The 15,442-nt window shown below is 52.7% G+C and carries 10 protein-coding genes; 1 reads left to right on the top strand and 9 read right to left on the bottom strand.

Annotation, left to right across the window (positions count from 1 at the left end; translation table 11 throughout):
- Positions 1-37: 37 nt before the first annotated feature.
- From HMPREF9141_RS05545 to HMPREF9141_RS05530, 4 genes are all read right to left on the bottom strand, one after another.
- Positions 38-1,192, bottom strand: coding sequence for a redoxin domain-containing protein (locus HMPREF9141_RS05545; protein ID WP_040554907.1), 1,155 nt, complete (start codon positions 1,190-1,192; stop codon positions 38-40).
- A 508-nt stretch (positions 1,193-1,700) separates the two neighbouring features.
- Complete coding sequence (locus tag HMPREF9141_RS05540) at positions 1,701-2,630, bottom strand: tetratricopeptide repeat protein (protein ID WP_040554569.1); 930 nt, start codon at positions 2,628-2,630, stop codon at positions 1,701-1,703.
- A 99-nt stretch (positions 2,631-2,729) separates the two neighbouring features.
- Complete coding sequence (locus tag HMPREF9141_RS05535) at positions 2,730-4,490, bottom strand: RagB/SusD family nutrient uptake outer membrane protein (protein ID WP_007367572.1); 1,761 nt, start codon at positions 4,488-4,490, stop codon at positions 2,730-2,732.
- A gap of 29 nt (positions 4,491-4,519) precedes the next feature.
- Positions 4,520-7,708 (bottom strand): SusC/RagA family TonB-linked outer membrane protein, encoded by a 3,189-nt coding sequence (locus tag HMPREF9141_RS05530; RefSeq protein ID WP_007367571.1) that lies wholly within the window; start codon positions 7,706-7,708, stop codon positions 4,520-4,522.
- A 707-nt stretch (positions 7,709-8,415) separates the two neighbouring features.
- Here HMPREF9141_RS05530 and yfcE point away from each other — a divergent pair.
- On the top strand, positions 8,416-8,955 hold the full coding sequence (gene yfcE, locus HMPREF9141_RS05520; RefSeq protein WP_040554566.1) for a phosphodiesterase: 540 nt from the start codon (positions 8,416-8,418) through the stop codon (positions 8,953-8,955).
- Positions 8,956-8,992: 37 nt separating this feature from the next.
- Here yfcE and HMPREF9141_RS05515 read toward each other — a convergent pair whose 3' ends face one another.
- The 5 genes from HMPREF9141_RS05515 to HMPREF9141_RS05495 all read right to left on the bottom strand — a co-directional run bounded on the left by HMPREF9141_RS05515 (position 8,993) and on the right by HMPREF9141_RS05495 (position 15,426).
- Positions 8,993-10,021, bottom strand: coding sequence for an acyltransferase family protein (locus HMPREF9141_RS05515; RefSeq protein ID WP_007367569.1), 1,029 nt, complete (start codon positions 10,019-10,021; stop codon positions 8,993-8,995).
- A gap of 255 nt (positions 10,022-10,276) precedes the next feature.
- Positions 10,277-10,714 (bottom strand): hypothetical protein, encoded by a 438-nt coding sequence (locus HMPREF9141_RS05510; protein WP_040554564.1) that lies wholly within the window; start codon positions 10,712-10,714, stop codon positions 10,277-10,279.
- Between the two features lie 706 nt (positions 10,715-11,420).
- Complete coding sequence (locus HMPREF9141_RS05505; protein WP_007367566.1) at positions 11,421-12,200, bottom strand: glycosyltransferase family 2 protein; 780 nt, start codon at positions 12,198-12,200, stop codon at positions 11,421-11,423.
- On the bottom strand, positions 12,197-13,471 hold the full coding sequence (locus HMPREF9141_RS05500) for a glycosyltransferase family 4 protein (RefSeq protein WP_007367565.1): 1,275 nt from the start codon (positions 13,469-13,471) through the stop codon (positions 12,197-12,199). Before HMPREF9141_RS05500 ends, HMPREF9141_RS05505 begins: the two co-directional genes overlap by 4 nt.
- A gap of 365 nt (positions 13,472-13,836) precedes the next feature.
- The gene (locus HMPREF9141_RS05495) at positions 13,837-15,426 is read right to left on the bottom strand and encodes a hypothetical protein (protein WP_007367564.1); all 1,590 of its coding nucleotides are present in this window, start codon (positions 15,424-15,426) and stop codon (positions 13,837-13,839) included.
- Positions 15,427-15,442 lie beyond the last annotated feature (16 nt).

Here is a 15,442-nt window from a genome sequence, read left to right as displayed (position 1 = left end):
CATGTTTCCTCCGGGGGGGGCAGTACGGCAAGCCGTATTACAGCAGTTTCGCTATCTCCTCGTCAAGATTCCTGATCTGCGAAGGATTCTTCACGATGTTGTTGCCGCGGTCGATAAGATAGATGATCGGGAACGCCTGTGCCGGAGCGGTGTATGCCTGGCTGATGCCCGTGTCGTCATAGACGTTGATCCAGGGAAGACTGGCCACCTGCTCCTTCCAGAAGTGTGCGTTGTTGTCCAGCGAGACCATGTAGATTTCCAGTCCGCGGTCGTGATACTTGTTATAGAGGTCACGCATCTTCATGATGTATTCCGTCGAGCCCTTGGCGGCAAAGACATGGAAGTCGAGCAGTACGACATGGCCTTTCAGGTCTGTCAGATGACGTTCCAGACCGTGGTTGTCACGCAGTGGGAGGTCTACTACTCCTAGTTCCTTGGCCTCCAGTTCCACCGGCCTGTTCTGCGCCTTCACGATGCGTTCGTCTTTCATCCCCTTGATCGTGATGTTGTGCAGGTTCTGCGTGCGTTCGGTACCGGGATAATAGGTGTCCCAGCTCGTTGCAACGGCACCGAACACCTTGTTGTCGTTCGCGTCCTTGGCAGGATCGAAGATCAGACGGGCCTGGTTGCCGACGGCAATGTACTGGAAGAGGGCAAAATAGCTGTAAGCCCGCATCGGCTCCTTGAAGATATAGTTTCGTGACACGTCCCGCTTGTAGTCGGTCAGCATCACGTTGATGATCGAGTCGGCCAGTTCGGGACGTTCGGCAAGAATCGTCTGGCAACGCGCCTGCAGGCCGATCTGCTTCAGAGCCAGTTCCTTTATCTTCTCATTCTCGTAGGAATCCTTCACGGTGTAATCGGTCGCCATCTGCGGATAGGAGGCTTTCACATCGACCGTCTCCGTCGAATCGATGCCGATGTTGATGATCTGTCCTGCTATACGCAGCCGGTAGAACTCGGGATTGTCCATCTTGTCACCAGCAAACGAGAAATTCCCCTTTTCATCGAGCTTGACAGAATCGACGGTCGAGAATCCGTCCAGTCCGTTGTGTTCAAAATAGAGCACAGAGTCCTTGGCATTTGCGACGGAACCCGTCACGTGGAACTTTTCTCCTGTACAGCCTGTCAGTACCGCCAGTCCTGCAGCCACTGCTCCAGCCGCCAGTATTCTTCCGATAGAATGCTTCATTGCCTGATAGATATTACGTTTTTGTTTATATGCTTTGTGCAAAGGTAACGTAAATTGATAAAACTGCAAAGCAAATGTCTCCAAATATCGCTGCGAGGCCGGCAAACTGCCGGTGTTTTTCACTGCCGGTCCTGTCGGATTCTGTTTTTGCCGGGCTATCGGATATGGGCGGAAGAGGACGGGAAAGGCTGTCGGATCATGCGGTCTTTATGCACCTTCTCTCTGTCAGGGCATCCGCCTCGGGTAGTCGTGTGGGCCTCTCATGCAAGGGACGGTCGCCTGAAGGAGCATCTGTCCAGGGTAATCTTTAGACTCTGCCTTGAACGGACAGAAGTCTCTGCAGGTTCTGTTTATGCAAATGGCTCCGTATCGGCTGTCAATGAGCGGCACATCCTGAAAAGCCTTTGTAAAGATGTTTTGCAGAGAAGCCGGATGTGCAGCCGGAGGGGGGTACCTGCCGAACAGCCGGTGAGAACATGGAAGAGGGAAGCGAGGTGCTGCATGGGGACTACCGCATGAGTTCGCGGAGGACCGTCTCCTGCTCCCTGTAAAAGCTCTTCTCATCGATGTCTGACACGGGGGCGACCTCCGCCAGGCTGGCTGCGAGGTTCTGCATCTCCCATGTGATGGAATACCCTAACTGCCTGCGCATGGCGAGGCACTTGTCCAGTTCGTAACGGGCGCGGGCCTTGTCTCTGCCGAACAGCAGGCCGGCGAGGGTGAACCGCATACGCTGCCGGAACTTCTCTTCACGTTGTGCTGAGATGGCTTTGCACAGCAGGGCGATCTTATAGCGTTCGTCATCGACGAGCTCAGAAAGTTCGTGGAAGAGGTAGGACTGCCGGTGCTTGCTGATGAGGTGCATGTAGATGTTGACGGCCTTGTCCTTCTTGCCCATGATCCGGTAGATCATCGCCTTGTAACGCTGGTTGTTCATGTTGTAAGGACTGTGTTTCAGTGCCTCGGCCAGAATGGGAGCGGCCTTCAGCGCCATGTCGACCGTCGGCTTGCCCTCTACTTCCTTGAACACTTTGCCGACGACACGCATCCCGATGGAGGGAACGGGATGCCCGTTGCTCTCTCCTCTTGTCCAGTCCTCCTCCGTCAGTCGGGTGATGTCCCACTGCGTGATGAAGTCGAGCATAGAGAAAGCCGGGTGATGGTCGAAGACGAGCAGGGCGGCTCGCATCATGGCATTCTGCCCCTTCAGGTCCTTGTCGTCCATGGTAGGGTAGAGTCTCACCAGACTCCTGAATATCTTATACGCTTCCTCCAGTCTGCGTTGCTGGAACCGGAGTCTCATCATGTCCACACCCACCCAGAACATGGCAATCGTTGTATAGTGCCCCTTGTGTGCGGCATACATGGGCAGGATGGCTGCGTATGCTTCTTCGGTCCGTCCTTGTTTCCGCAGTTCAAAGATGTCTTTTATCTCCATAATATCCATGATAAAGAAAACAGACCCCGAAGCCGGGACACGATGCTCGTCTTCAGGGTCTGTCTTTGTTTATGGTTTATCTGTCAATTTCCTAAATGATTACTGGTTGGTCACCGTAAGGCTGCCGGAAGTGTCCGGATTCGGTTTGCAGGCAACGTTCTTCTGCGATTCATATTCAAGGATAAAGAAGTTCATCCATGGGCAGACATAACCGGGCTTGGAATTGATCTGTGCAATCGGCTCGTAGTTTGTGTTGTCTTTTCGTCGAACCTGTAATGCAAGGCGCTTGTAGTCGAAGTAAGTAATCCCCTCTCCCCAGAATTCTATGCGTTTCTGGATCATCAATTCCTTGACGAACTCGTCCATTGTCGTGGCGTTGGCCTGATAGGAGTTGTCTGTGTAGCGATAGGTGTTGACAAACGAGTTGAGGGCGGCGACACCGGCTGCTACGCCATCGAGATGTGCCGTACACTCCATGTCAATGAACTTCATCTCCTCTACACGCATCAGCGGAAGGCTGATGAATTGACCTGCATAAGGATCTACCCTGTTGCCATTTGCCGGTCGGAATTTCGTGTTCACGTAAGCAGGAAGTTCTTTCCATTCTTCCTCGTTCAGCAAGGAGCATGGTACCTTATGCCCTGCTATTGTGAGAGAGTCGTATTGCTTGTATCCCTCGTGCGTCCCTGCTGCATCGGGAGCGACCCATGAATAACGGCGCCAGTCGCCTTGTCCGATCTGACCGTAAAGCCAGCTCCCTATCATGCGATAGGCTCCATAGGCACGTGTCAGCCCCCAGTCAGTCTCAGTTGTCACCGTACTTGTGAAGGTGTAGTACATATAGGTAAGCTCCTCTCGGGTACTATAGCCGAGGCACCACATCCAAGCCTGGTTAGGTGTGTTGAAGCCTTTCTTAGGGTCATGCCATTCTGTTTCTGTGACAGGGCTGTAACCATTTGATGCTAAACGCGCATAGCTGCGTGCTTTCTCGTAGCATTCACGAGCTGTTCTCACACCCAATTTGTCGTATGTAATGCTTGTGGAGTCTTCGGCTGCTACTGCGTTTTTTAGGTCGTCAGTTGATTTGTCAAAACGTGTGGCCAGTTCCAGCCATAGGCGTGCCTTCATTCCATAAATTACATTGAGGTCAGGCATTTTCTTATTAGGTCGAGTATAGTCCTTCAGATACTCTTCCGCATGATTCAGATCGGTCAGGATAAATCGGTACATCGTATAGAAAGGAGCGCGTGGGTTGTGGCGTTGCATCTCTTTGGTTGTCTTCTCTGTAACGATAGGCACGGTAAGCCCCCATATCTTGTCCTTTTCTGCCTTATCGTCCAGACTTGCGATACCTGTCTTCTTGAACTCAAACTGACGTGCTATATCCAGATAGGCCATTGCACGGTAAGCCAGGGCTATTCCCAGATAGTTCTTAGAAGTCTGGGAAGCCGTGGCAGGGTCAATCACACTTGTAACATTGTTGCAGGTTGCTATGAGGCTGTAATAATAATCGTAAGTATAATAGGCCTTGTAACGTGAGTCATTTCCGTTCTCGACAGCCGGCCAATAGCTGTAACTGCTGTTGTAGACGGGAATGTCGGAACCGAGGATTTCCCGATAGAACATCTGGCACGGGTAACCCCAATCGTTCAAGGGCAAGGCTCCGTCACCCCAAGAACCGAACTTGATCATATAAGAAACGATGCCGTTCAGCAAACCCTGCTGAGAGGAGGTCAGGTCTTTTACTTGTTTGGAGGTCAGTGTTGATGATGGGTCGACAGAGTCTATGCATCCTCCAAGTCCCGAGATTACTGCAAGCATGACCAGTGACATGAAGTAATTTAATATACGGTGTTTCATACTTCTTTGATTTTTAGTTGATGTTGATCTTAGAAAGTTAGCTTTAAGCCTGCTGAAACGGTACGTGTTGGACTGTAATCAGCTGTGCTGCTGCTTCCGTAGAAAGAGCCGCGAGGGTCAAATCCTTTCCGCTTGCTCCAGTAGTACACATTGTCTGCCGCCAGATAAACACGGATACCGGTCAGTCCTATGCGCTGAACCCAGTTGTCAGGCAGTGTATAGCCGAAGTTGATGCTTTGTAAAGTCAGGTAACTTCCACTGATCAGGAATCTGTCACTTACAGACACGGAATTCGGGTCATTGTATTGCCAGCGGGGGATATCACTTGTAGGGTTGTCCGTTGACCAGGCTTTCCGTGCGTCCTTGTGGATTGCACAGCCGCCAGATGTTCCAATAGGAACTCCCATCAGACTCGCATAACCATAGTCGTAAGCTTTTCCACCGATAGAGTAGCTGAAGGAAACGGAGAGGTCGAATCCGTATGCGCTTAGTGTCGTCCCGAAACCGCCATAAAGGTCTGGATGAGGACTCCCGCAGTCGTAATAGGTTGCGTTTCCATATACATCTGTTTTCTGCAAGTTCCCGTCATTGTCAGTATAGTACCACATTGATTTCCCTTCCTCTGACAGTCCCGCATAACGGCGGATATACCATGTGTAAAGAGGAAGTCCCTCGGCATAGAGCCTATCTCCTGAAACATAACCTGGATGTCCGTCAACAACCAAGTCGGCCTTGAGCTCATCTGCGAGTTTGGCAATTTTATTCTTATAGGTTGTAGCGTTCACGTTGACATCCCAGCTGATGTTCTTTTTCTTGAGGACTGTGGCGGAAATGTCCACTTCCAGTCCTCTGTTCACCATGTCGCCAATGTTGTCATAGGAACCTTTGTATCCGGCAGAATTAGGGGCATCAACGAAGCACAGCATGTCTGTTGTCTTCTTGTAGAAATACTCGACACTTCCACGTAGACGGCTGTTGAGAAGTTCGAAATCGAAACCGATGTTGAAGTTGTTGTTGGTTTCCCAAGTGATATTGGGATTACCTTTTTCGTTCAAGACAAGAGCGACCTTACCATTGTTGTTCACAATAGAATAAGTATCAATATAGTGGAAGTCGCCGATATTATCATTACCCTGCTGTCCGAAAGAGGCTTTCAGCTTAAGCATATTCAGCCAGCGGAGTGACTTCATGAATTTTTCTTTTGTGACGATCCATGCACCGCCAAGAGAGTAGAAGTTACCCCATCGGTGGTCTGGATCAAAGCGGCTTGACGCATCACGCCTGTAAGAGATACTGCCGAAGTATTTCTGGTCGTAATCGTACTGTCCTCGGCCAAAGAATCCTTCTGATTCGTATGCGCTGTTTCCGCTTTCTCCAGTCTTGTCCAGCTTGATGGCTCCCGCCAGCGTCTGGTTGGTAAAGTAAGATGCCATGCCCGTTTTTGTACCAAACAAGTTCTCGTAACGACTGCGATAGAATTCGTGTCCCAAGAGTATTTCCATATGATGGTGTCCGAAATCATGGTGGTAGTTGACAAGCTGCTGGAAGTTGTAAGAGTATGTCTGGTCACTTGATCTTGACACGAAACCTGTCGGGTAGGCTGTGCGGCTATAACCATAAAATGGCTGTGTCGCATCTGTCCCGCGTGAGTCGTAGCTCGTAAGCGTCCCGTTGAGTGTGATTTTCAGATCGTTAATCGGCATAATGTCAGCGTATCCGAAGAAAGAATACATGTTGTTTTTACTACTGTTTGTATTCAAACTGTTCTCCTGCAAAGGATTGTTGTTTGGCAAGATGGGGCGTGCATATCCTATCAAAGATCCGTCTCCGTAATCATACATCTGTCCGTTCTCGTCGGTCATGATGTTGCCTGCACCATCACGGATAAATGCCGGGTAGATGGGAGCCATGTTGTTGATCTGATAGAAAAGACCGTTGTCGTCAGAACTAATAGAATGGTACTTTGTACGACTGAAGTTTACGTTTGTACCTACGCGCAGCCACTTGAGTGCCTCATAGTCGGCTTTGGCACGTACCGTTATTCGATTAAAGTCCGAATTATAGGCAATGCCCTCATTGTTCAGATATCCTAAAGAAAGATAGTATTGCATCTTCTCACTTCCGCCGGTCAGGCTGATGTCATACTGTTTTCGTGCACCGTGTCGGAATCCCAGTCGCTCCCAGTTGTCAGGGGTCACCATGTACTCTTTCCCATTGTAGTTGAAGATATGCCCCAGCGTTGCATGCGGATTGATGCGGCCGTCGGCCCCGATAAGGTATTCTCCGTTGGGGATTGTGAAGATCTGATAGCCCAATCCGCCTTCATTTGGTGGTGATAGAAGCTGCTTGTTGGCCTCCACCATAGCCTGTGCAGGTGTCAGTCCAAGTCCGTTGAGCTGGTAGTTATACAGTGCCTTGTAATAATACTCATAGTATTCTGCGGGGTCGCTGATGGTCTCGTAGTCACGCTTGATGCGGGTGTTGGCACCCCATTTCATGTCGACTGTGATGCGGGCATTGCCTGCCTGCGCGCGTTTGGTCGTCACCATGATGACGCCGTTGGCGCCGCGTGCGCCGTAGAGTGCCGTCGAGGAGGCATCCTTCAGCACCGTCACGGAGGCCACGTCGGCAGGGTTGATGTTGTTCCATCCGCCGTCGTAGGGAGCACCGTCCACGATGATCAGCGGGCTCTGTCCGGCGCTGATGCTGCTGAAGCCTCGTACACGGATGGCGGGTGTCGCTCCCGGCTCACCGCTGTTGTCTATGATCTGTACGCCGGCCGCTTCACCTTTCAGACTGCTCATCACGTTGTTCAGCTGCTTTTGCTCCATCTTCTTCGAGTCTACGATGGCGGCGGACCCTGTAAAGGCGGAACGTTTCTGTTCTCCGAAGGCCGTTACGATGATTTCGTCCAGGGTGGAGTTGTCATTGACCAGCGTCACTTTCATTTCGGGTTTGGCAATGCCCGAAAAGGTTTTCATGCCGACATAGCTGATTTCCATCTTCGATCCCGGCTTCACATTGCCCAGTGTGAAATGGCCGTCAGCATCGGTCACGGTTATTAACTTGCTGTCGCCCGCAATCTGCACAGTCGCTCCGATGACGGTCTCGCCCGTCTCGTCGACGACGACGCCCTTGGAGGTAAACAACTGCTGGGCGAAGCTGACAATGGCTGACAGCATGAACAAGGAACATAAAACGAGTCTTTTCATATTCATAAGGCAGGTCCTTTATGTTATTATCATGTTAGGTTGTAAGTAATAGACTTCTATGGCGCAAATATAGCTAAAAGTTTTAAACAAACAAATTAAATCGGGTGTTTTCTTTAAAAAAATATATATCTCCCTGTTTTGACTACGGAACAACATTGCTGAAAAGGCGGCTTTTGTTTCCAATATCATGTTAAATCGCTGTCCGGCTGGCAGTTTCCGTATGAGCCTGCCGCCGGCTGCCTGCCGAATCTGTGACAAGGACCGGGACAGATCCGTTCCACTGCCTTCTGCTGATGAGAAGGTGCCTGACACAAATCGTGCTGTTGGTGGTCGCCCGTCTTGCTGAGGCCTGACACGCATACAACAGCCGCCGGTACGGAAGCCGCCTGTCGTGAAAGAGGCGCTGTCCGGCCGATGCCGGCATGGCTTTTCGGATGAAGCCGGTGGGCTGGCTTTTCCTAAAACAAAAAGGAACAGCCAGTTGAAAGGAGATCACGCATGGGAATCCATGCGGTTCAGGTCTTGCCGGACGGCAGCCGTTGTTTTACCGGGGAAAGATGGCCGGCGGGGCACATGAAAGGAGGAGGCCGGATGCTCTGCCGGTCAGGAGGAGGATGTCCTGTGTCCTGCCCGGCGGCAATATGTCTGCGGCTGTCAAGGATATATGGGAAAATAGCCGTACCTTTGCCGGCATAACCAATAACCATAGCATAATGAAATATCTGTTGGTATCAGACATCCATGGCAGTCTGCCCGCACTTGAGAAGGTACTTCGGTTCTACGACCGTGAACATTGTGACATGCTCTGTATTCTCGGAGACATCCTGAACTACGGCCCGCGCAACTCCATTCCGGAGGGTATCGATGCCAAAGGGATTGTGGAAGCCCTGAACAGGCGGGCCGGCAGCATTGTGGCTGTAAGGGGGAACTGTGATGCGGAGGTCGACCAGATGCTGCTGGATTTCCCGATGATGGCGGACTATCTGCTGCTGGTCGACGAGGGCAGGAGACTTTTCCTGACCCACGGGCATATATATAATAAGGTGTCGATGCCGAAAGGCAGCATTGATGCAATCGTCTACGGACATACGCACCTGTGGGAACTTACGCGCCAAGACCGTACGCTTGTCTGCAATCTCGGTTCCATCACTTTTCCCAAAGGCGGGAATGTCCCTACTTTCATGGTCTATGAGCACGGTGTCTTCACCGCCTATACGCTGGACGGGGAGGTGCTGGCGCAGGAGAGTCTGTAAGGTCGCCGTCGCCAGGCGGTGAAGGATCCGTCACCGCCTACCGGTTAAGTCCGTTTTTCCCAAAGAACAGTCTTGAAACGCCTGTCGCGTCCATCATCCAGGTTATTCCGAACGATCCGGCCATGGCAAAACCTACACTGACGGCGAGAAAAAGCATCCCCGTAGGCTCTGCACGGAGCAGCAGGGGCTGGTAGTACTTGGCGAGAATCGTAAAGACGGGAGAGAAGAGCAGGAGGGGAAAGGTGTTTCGTCCGATGAAGAGCATCAGGCGTTTCAGCCCCTGTGGAATCCTGCGTGAATAGATCCACAGCAGTGAGCAGATGACGAAGTAGACGATGCAGGCACCCCAGAATGTTTCCTTGTGGTAATGGCCGGGGTCGAGACACACTGTGGCCAGCAGCGGCAGAGTCCACCAGCTGACAGGGAAGGCACGGCGGAAGTCGCCCACCATCTGCCGGACGGCAGCCCCTGCGAAGAAATAAGCGGCATTGGCGGTCGAGAGCAGTCCGCAGCCATGGGAGAGCAGCCAGAGGAAAAGGGCAAGGAGAACGAAGCGCCCCGTCAGCATCTGGTTCTCCAGGCTTATCAGCCTTTCGGGGATGAGCGGTTTCCCCGTTCCGGCTGTCCGGACGGATCTTCCCCTCGGTTTCCTGAAAGCCACGTAATAACATGCTCCGCACAGCATCAGTGTATGCAGGTACCAGTAAGGGCCTGTCGGATGAAGGAAAATGTGGTCGATGAGCAGTCCTGGGGTCAGGTGGTCGATGTGCTCGCGGATAGGCAGCAGCGATGCCATTACGGTGTAGCCGGTCTCCATCACGGAATAGGGAATGAATATCCACAGCAGTGTCTTCCCCAAGGCCGCCCAGGGTTTGCTGACATTGAACAGATAGCCTGATACCAGCAGAAACCCCGGCATGTGGAAGGTATAGACCAGTTGTTTGGCGACAGGGTAGGTGTTTCCGATATAGACAAGATGGAAGGCGATCATCAGGGTGATGAACGCACATTTCAGGAAGTCCAGCTCCTCTATCCTCGGTTTAGCTTTCTGCATTTGGATAATCATGCCGGCAAAGGTATGAAATTGACCGGAAACGGCAAAGGCTGTGTGTGATAAAGTAAGGAGGAAGGGCAGGGCATGGGATTGAAAACCATATCCTCAAGGAACACAGTCCCCTGCCGTGCGGCATTTGTTCCTTGTACCGTCGGTGCTGGAAGCACCGGAGAAAGCCGTCCCCGGGCTGTAGGGAGGATGCCTTCTTTCCCCTGTGTGCCGGACCCGGATATGCGGGAAAAGCCTTTCCGGGCAGTAAGGAGCGTGTTATTTGTGACTGGTACTGTCGGACTTGAAGGAGTCGGAGATGCCTTTCCCGAGTTTCTTGAAGAACTTTTTGCCCCCTTCGCCTATCTTGCGGGTGATCTCTCCCATGGTCTTGACTTCACGCTTCACCACCTGTCCTACGCCTCGTGAGACGGATTGCAGCCCTTGTCTTACCTCCATTTCACCGGAATCCTTGCGGGCCGTCTGCCGGGGTGCAGTGCTGGCGGTGACACGCTGGCTGCCGGCTGGCTGCCGACCTTCCGTGCCGGACACGGTCTCTGTCCGTGAACTGTTCCGGGCTTCTTTCTGCAGTGCTTTCTTGTGTGCCCTGACGAGTCTCGGGGAAGCTCCTGCGATGCCGCTGTACTCTGTCTGGGCTGCTGCCGACAGGCACAGCATCGACAGGACAACCAGCATTTTCATTCTGATAGCTTTCATTGTCATTTCTTTGTTGTACGGATGAAAAACGCCCGATGCCCGGGAATATTGCCGTCCTTAACAATCGATAGGACGTATTAAGGCCCTTTAAAAGCTTCTTCCATTAAATGCGTAGATGGGGAATAGAATAATGGCTTATGCACCTGCATGGCATGACTGTCCGAAATCAGATGGCCTTGCAAAGGAGGATAAACTGCAAGATAAGATGCTGAAAAGGCGCATTGATGCGATGCCTGTCCATCAGCCTGTCTTTCCGTCTTCCACAGACGACTTATTCCCATATCACCGGCGTTTGTAAACATTTTTATGCTGTTCAAAGCTGACACATGCTCTTCCGGCTTCTGAAAGATGCCTGATTGACCTGCAACAGGTGCTCTTTCGGCGTGTTACCAACGCCCTTTTGAAGTCCAATCAAGCACCTTTTGCGAACGGCTCAATAACCAATTGACTGACTGTCGGTTACAGACCTGCTTTTTGCACGTGTTCTTTTTGTTTGCAGATGGTTTGTTTGCAATTATGTAATGACTTTTCAAAATCCCATCTGTATTCTCAACGTATTCAAATGGAAAGGGATTTGTAATCGGAGGATGAAAATAGAATGGAAAGTTGACGCTCTTGGCATATTTTCGTCGGTTCTTCCGTTAAAGCTATGCGAAAAGCATCCACGCCTTTAACGGAAGAACCCTTTGGAACAGGCAGGTATGTCCTATCTGACAAGACTCCGGAGGGCAAACCAGGCATGGAGGAACACGGTCTGGAGAAGTCCGTAATGCCGCCGCATCACATCGAAACGCTCCCGGAGCGACTCCTTGTGATGGAGGGTCGTCTGTCCCTCCTGCACGTAATCGGCCACGACGGCATGGATGTTGCGCAGCAGCAGTCCGCGCCGTTCTCCCTCTTTCATCACCCGGATGCACCAGTCCACGTCTGCTGAATAGCGGTAGCCGGTGTCATACGGCAGCGACCGGGCGATGTCCGTGCGGGCGTAGAACGCCTGATGGCACACCAGCATGCCGTAGCGGAAGGAACGCCAGGTGAGGCGTTCGGGCGGACTGAGCCGGCGATGGCAGAGGAAGTTGCCCTTCTCGTCGATGATGTCCGTATCGCCGAAGAGGACGGCAGGACGCTCTTCGCCGTCGCCCACCACGGCGGCCAGCACCACGCGGTCGAGCGTGTCGGCGGCAGGGAAGCGGTCGCCGGCGTTCAGGAAGACGACATAGTCGCCTGTCGCCAGCCGCAGTCCCTTGTTCATCGCATCGTAGAGCCCGTTGTCCGGTTCGCTCTGGATGCGCACTACATGTTCGTTGTCGGTTTCGGCAGACTGCTGCCGATAGCTTTCGGCAACCTGCACCGTTTCATCCGTCGAGGCTCCGTCAATGATGAGATGCTCTACATGAGGATAGTCCTGCATGAGTACGCTGTCGAGTGTCGCCTGCAGCACCGGAGCCGCATTGTAGGTTATCGTGACAACAGAGAATGTGATCATAGACAGAAATTCTTATAGGCCATCGCCTCGTTATACACTTCCAGGTACTGTCTGGCAACGCTCCGCTGCGAATAGCTGTGCAGCACTTTCGCCGCGGCCGCTTCTGAGAGAGCCTTATAGTCGGCCTCGTCCAGCACCCAGCGGATGCCTTTTGCCAGGTCGGCGGCATCACGTTCCGCCGCCACGTAGCCGTTCTTCCTGTGGTCGATCATTTCGGGTATGCCCCCGACTGCGAAGCCCACGCACGGTACCCCGCACGCCATTGCCTCCATGATGGTATTGGGAAGGTTGTCTTCGAGCGACGGAAGGACGAATACATCAGCGGCATTGTAGACGTCCCGGATGCGCTGCTGGTCGCTCACGTAGCCGATGGGATAGACCGGCAGTGCCAGTTTCCCCTCCAGTTCCTCGGCGTGTCCGCCGAGGATGGCGATGCCGGTATGTCCTTTCATCTCCGGATGCTCTTCCGCCATCCGGGCGACCGCCTCCACGAAATAGTCCATTCCCTTGCGCTGGTCCGTCACACGCTGTGAGACGAAGAGCACGAGGCGTCTGTCGTCGGGGAGGTGCAGCCGCTTCCGGGCCGCCTGCTTGTCCTGTGGCTGGAAGAAGTGACTGTCGATCGGGTTGGGGATGTCCCTGACGCTGATGCCGCGCAGGAGTCCGCTCCGTTTCGCCTGCCGGGAGAGCCACTGGCTGCAGGTGACGAACCAGATGTTGCCGTGACTGAGCATTTCCTTCTTGCGTTTCCACACCTTTGCCGACAGGTCGTGCGGGCTGCCGCCGCCGGGCAGCAGCGGGCAGTTGCCGCATCCGTTCTCGTAGCGGCAGCAGCCGTGGGCATAATGGCAGATGCCGGCTGCCGGCCAGAGGTCGTGCATCGTCCACACCACCGGCTTGCCCGAGCACAGGATCTTGCGGATGTTCTTCAGGGAGAGCATGCCCTGGTTGATCCAGGAGAGATGTATGATGTCGGCCTCCTTGAACTCCCTCAGCTTCGTGATGTCGCTCCCTGCGTTGGCGATGTCTATCTCGAAGAGGTGTTCCCGTGAGAAGTGCAGGTGGCAGAACACGCAGAACCGTTCCCAGAGCAGGTGCCGCTGGTTCTGCCATTCGTGGCCGAGACTGACCACGGTGATGTCGTCCGTCAGCTTGTCGCGCACCAGCATCTTCGCCTTCACGCCGTTGTTGTTCAGCGCATCCTTGAGCCGGTTGGCGGCAACGGCCGCCCCGCCTGTCTTCTCACTGGTATTTACTATCAGTATTCTCATTGGCGTATCGTTTGCAGCAAAGTTACAAGAAAAGCGATAAACAGACAAGAAAAGTAACAAAATATTGGTTGTTTGCGTACACAATGAGTTGATTTGCGTCAAGAATGATGCGGTGTTCAGGGATTTCTCCGGTGAAAAGTTGTGTGAAGACAGAAATCTCTCTACCTTTGCATCGTCAAAAGGTTAATAGATTGTTTAGGTTAGTAGTAATAGATTTAGGTTTTTAGTTATTTTATTAAGGTAAAAGTTTAACGATTGATCTGGGATGATAAAGGCGGCCGTGAGGTTTCCTTTCATTTGGAAAAGATTTCTTAGTTAAACATACTGATAACGCCGGTGCTCGCTGAGAGTACCGGCGTTTTTCCTTATCTTATCCGTTCTATCGTATATCCGTTGTCCGTGTCTTCCATGAGGCTGTGATACTCGATTTTTTCTATAAGCCCCTTTGTATCAACATGGACTTCCATGAAATTCCTCGTCGGATAGAACCAGTCTTTCTCCGACCGGAGGGAAATCACGGTCCCCTGTCCGGTGTGTGCAATATGGTAATTCACCACGCCTTCAAATCTGTCGAAAAAGTATTCTCCTGATGTCTGCCCTGCTGAAAAGCGGTTGTTGAAGGTGGTCATCATCTGCAGTTCAGGCATGGAAGGATAGAAATCCCATAGATCAACTCTGTTTACGATATAGAATGTCATCACCATGGCCACCTCTTCTGCGGTATCGCCCGACTCTCTCCGGTGTGCTTTCTTCCATGCCGGAGCCTGGCGCATCAACATTTTCATCAGCTCTTTCGCAAACCGTTCCTTGTCCTTCAGTTCTATGCCCGTATCGTTCGATGCCGGTTTATACACGATGACGAAGTGATTGCGGCGCAGCAGCTGACGGAATTCTCCTATCGGAATCCTGAATCCATGGAACTCCAGGTCTTCCTTGCTGGAGGAGAGAACGGTATCGGCAATCAACTCCAGACGGCAGAGACTGTCAGTTGACAGCAGCGGCACAAGCCGGAACATATGGTCAAGACTGTTCTCTTCATACGGTTTCGGCCATGTGACCCGATAGGTCAGCGTGTCGCCGGCAACATACTGCGGGCGGAACAGGGGGGCGGGTTCCGGCACGTGGGCGGCACCAGCCTTCAGACGGTCGTAAAGGCGGCTGCGCTTCGCATCCGCCGGATTGCAGACGAGCAGCAGGCTTCCGTCGTAATGTTCTTCGGGGATGGGACGCGGGATGGCAACAGGCTCGTCATCCACGAAGATGGCCGCCACGTCGCTTATTCTGCGGTGACTGAGCAGGGCGAAGGCATCCCTTGACGTCCGGTTCATATTCAGGGAGAACAGCCAGGGATTGTCATCACTGTTTTTCCGGGCATCCTCCGACCAGACATCCGTGTACTGGACAGAGGGGATGGCATAGGGGCTTTTCATGTCAGCTATATAAAGATACAGCTGTGTGTTGCTGAGGCCGTCCAGCTGGAAAAAGTACCGGTAGCGCGAAGCGTCATAGAAGTCTTTCTCACGGGCAAGTGCCAGCAGAGCTTCCACCTTCGCCGAGTCGGTTCTGTTGACGATGAAAACCGTAGAAACCCCTTTGTCCTTTCCCTCCGTGTCGTAGGCAGCGGAGTCCACGACAACGGAATCCATGTCGTCCTCCCAGGAAGCCGTATCTTCCGCGTCACTTTCCTCATCATCCGACGGAGACGGCGGACAGGTGGGGTGTGTCGGGCCGGCCGGATCGGAACCGGGAATATACAGTTCATGCGTAAGAAGCTCCATGAGCGGTGTCTCCGTGATTTTTCCCTGCACCGGCAGCAGCTTCTCGCTGACCGCTGAAATGATTTCAGGGAGATCAGCCGGAACCGGATAGACGGACACGTGTGCTGGTTTCACGCCTTGTGCCCGTACGGTCTGCAGGCAGCAGGCAAGCAGTAGTAAGAGGAATGTTCGTTTCATAAGGATTCTGGTTTAG

The organism is Prevotella multiformis DSM 16608 (assembly GCF_000191065.1).
Lineage (GTDB): Bacteria > Bacteroidota > Bacteroidia > Bacteroidales > Bacteroidaceae > Prevotella > Prevotella multiformis.
Note: the sequence above shows the minus strand (reverse complement) of the source record. Positions and strands in the feature narration are given on the sequence as shown.